The sequence below is a fragment of the uncultured Chitinophaga sp. genome (assembly GCF_937874145.1).
Taxonomy (GTDB): Bacteria; Bacteroidota; Bacteroidia; order Chitinophagales; family Chitinophagaceae; genus Chitinophaga.
The window spans coordinates 1-3,152 of the sequence record NZ_CALNBI010000363.1 but is presented as its reverse complement, the minus strand read 5'-3'; the positions used below and the strand labels follow the sequence as shown (position 1 = coordinate 3,152).

General features: G+C 57.6%; 3 protein-coding genes. 2 read left to right on the top strand and 1 reads right to left on the bottom strand.

The window, feature by feature from the left end:
• On the top strand, positions 1-975 hold a 975-nt coding region (locus Q0510_RS17625; RefSeq protein ID WP_298714830.1), incomplete at its 5' end, for an MFS transporter.
• A 19-nt stretch (positions 976-994) separates the two neighbouring features.
• Positions 995-1,687, top strand: a complete 693-nt coding sequence (gene truB, locus Q0510_RS17620; RefSeq protein ID WP_298714829.1) for a tRNA pseudouridine(55) synthase TruB — start codon at positions 995-997, stop codon at positions 1,685-1,687.
• Here the strand turns inward: truB and Q0510_RS17615 are convergent.
• Positions 1,675-3,152 (bottom strand): BamA/TamA family outer membrane protein (locus tag Q0510_RS17615; protein ID WP_298714828.1); only part of this gene is annotated, 1,478 nt, incomplete at its 5' end. The genes truB and Q0510_RS17615 overlap by 13 nt on opposite strands.

Here is a 3,152-nt window from a genome sequence, read left to right as displayed (position 1 = left end):
CTGCCTATCGCGGGGTGGCTGGTAACGCGGTCGGGCAGCCGGCCGGTGATGATCCTGGCGGCGGTTTTATATGCCGTTTTCCTTTTTTGCATCGGCCAGTCGAACAACCCCTGGATACTGGGATTCGTCCTGTTCCTGTTCGGGTTCGCCGGCAACCTGGGCAATATTTCCGTGAATACGCAGGCGGTGAGCGTGGAATCGCTGTACGGCAAATCGATCATGTCGTCGTTCCACGCGGTCTGGAGCCTCGCGGGGCTCGCCGGCGCGGGGATCGGCACGCTGATGGTCAACCTCCGCACGCCGCCTTCCCAGCACTTCATGATGGTGGCCGGCACGGCGCTGCTGATCGTTATCCTGTCTTTCCGCAACTCCCTCCCCCATACCAAAACCACCGGCGGGCGCCAGCCGATCTTCGTTAAGCCGGACAAAGCCCTCATCAGCCTGGGCATCATCGCTTTCTGCTGCATGATCTGCGAAGGCACGATGTACGACTGGAGCGGCGTGTATTTCGCGAAAGTGGTGGAAGCCGATCCCGGGAAAGTGACGATCGGGTATACCGCCTTCACCGCCGCCACCACTTCCGGAAGGTTTATCGGCGACTGGCTGACGAAGCGCTTCGGGATTCATGGTATGCTGAAAGGCAGCGGTATATTGGCTGCGCTGGGATTGCTGCTGGCGGTGGCCTTGCCGACCGTATGGTTCTCGGCGGCAGGTTTTTTCCTCGTGGGGCTGGGCGTGTCAACCGTGATACCGCTGGTGTACAGCGAAGCGGGGCGCACCAAAACCATGAGCCAGAGCATGGCGCTGGCGGCCGTGAGTACTTTCGGGTTCTTCGGATTCCTGCTGGGGCCGCCGCTGATCGGGTTTATCGCCGAAGTATCCGGCCTGCGGATTTCGTTTATTTTCATCGCGGTGATGGCTTCCATGATCACGGTGATGGCGATGCGCAGACCGGCGGAAGACGGCGGGAAATAAAACTTATTATCTTTGCGCCATGTCAGAAACACCGAATTTTCAGGAAGGCGCCGTGCTGTTGATCAATAAACCCTTGACCTGGACCTCGTTCGACGTTGTCCGCAAGATCCGCAATACCACCAAAGCCAAGATCGGCCATGCCGGAACGCTGGACCCCTTAGCCACAGGGCTCCTCATTTGCTGCACCGGCAAAATGACCAAGAAAATCAACGAATACCAGGCGAAAGAAAAAGAATATACCGGCACCTTCACCCTCGGCGCCGTAACCCCCACCTTCGACCTCGAATCAGAACCCCAGGACCATCAGCCCGTTCCGGAACTGGACCAGGCCGCCCTGCAGCAGATCGCCGATACGTTCACCGGCCCCCTGCAGCAGCTGCCTCCCATCCACTCCGCCATCAAACAAAACGGAAAACCCATTTACCACCTTGCCCGCAAAGGCGTAGAAGTGAAAGTGGAACCCCGTTCCATCGTGATCCATGCTTTTGAAATCACGAAAGTGGAACTGCCTATCGTACATTTCCGCGTGGAATGCAGCACGGGTACGTACATCCGCTCGCTCGCCAACGATTTCGGCGCAGCCGTAGGATGCGGCGGCCACCTCAGCAGCCTCTGCCGTACCCGCATCGGCGACTTCCGCCTGGAAGACGCGGTGGATGTGGTGCAGTTCATCGAGGAATACAAAAAATTGCAGGAAACTCAGAACGGATAGCCGATCGCTACGTTCCAGATGATGTTGTCGCGGCGCCACCGGCTGTCGCCCAGGGTCCATTCGCCGATGTACCAGCCTTTGCTGTTCTCGGTCGGGTAGGGCTTTTTGAGCGGTATGCCCCAGTCGAGGCGGATGACGAAATAACTGAAATCCAGCCGCACGCCCGCACCGGTGCCGATGGCCATGTCCGCGTACAGGTTCTTTAAATGGAAGGCGGCGCCAGGGCGGCTCGTATCTTCCTTCAGCATCCAGATATTACCAAAATCCAGGAAGGTAGCTCCTTTCAGCATCATCGTGCCGCCGAAGAGGCGAAGGATGTTGAACCGGTATTCCACGTTCCCTTCGAAACGCATGTCGCCCGTTTGGTCCGGGAAGATGGTGGCAACATAAGAAGTATCGTAATAGGAACCTGGCCCGAGCGTACGCAACCGCCAGGCGCGGATACTGTTGGGGCCGCCGGAAGTGTACTGGCGCACGTACGGCAGCACGTCGCTTTGCCCGTAAGGCAGGCCGATGCCCAGGAACGCTCTTGTGGCCAGGCTGCTGCGGTTGTAGTTCCAGTAATGGCGGTAATCGAGATCCAGCCGTACAAACCGGGAGATCTTCGTATTGGCGGCCGATTCCAGGTCGTCGCGCTTGCCGGTGATGGTATTGATCAGGCTGTTCACCCCTTCCAGCCAGGCGCCGGATTCTTCAACGGCGGCGCGGAAGTAGGTGTTCTGTCTTTTATGGAAAATATCGTCGTTGCTGAAGATAAACGCTGCAGCCTCGCCCCCGATGAACGCCGGCTCGAAGCTGCGCCGCAAGTATGGGTTCTGATCCACTACCGTTCTTTCAAATTCCGGCACCAGCGAAACGCCCACGAAGTTCAGGTTAAAAGGCTTGACGTTCCAGCGTTTATAGATGGATTCGTTCCACTCGTACCCCAGCGATCCCGTCACCGTCCGGATATTGAACTTATCGATGCGGCGGAGATTGTTGTACCCCGCGGAGATACGCGTTTTGGCCGTTGACCGGTAATTCTGCCGCACCCGGAAAGGCAGCATGAACCGCGGCAGCACGTAATCCGCGTTGATGCCATATTCCTGCGCCTGCAGCGACAAGCCCTCACCATTCAGGTTCCGCAGTTCGATACCTCCCTTCAAAGTAATATGCAGCTCATTGGCCGCGCGGTTGAGGTTGAAGTGGCGGTAACCCAATGAAACGGCGCTGCCCACGGCATAGTCGTTGGAAGTAGTTACGTCGAAGTTGGTGCTGATTTCCTGTTTTTTGCGCGGCGTCAGCTGGATGAATGCGTCCAGCTTCTGCACGGTATCTTTTGCGTCTTTATACTGCAGGCTCACGAACTGCCAGAGATTGAGGTCGTACAGGCGGTTGATGGTGTTACTGTAGTTGGAAGTGGAATACCGTTCGTTCGGGCGCAGCTGCACGGCGCGCATGAGCACGCGGGGCCGCACGATGTTTT

Coding starts and splice junctions, on each gene's coding strand:
- truB (WP_298714829.1), top strand. CDS start 995: ATGTCAGAAACACCGAATTTTCAGGAAGGCGCCGTGCTGTTGATCAAT.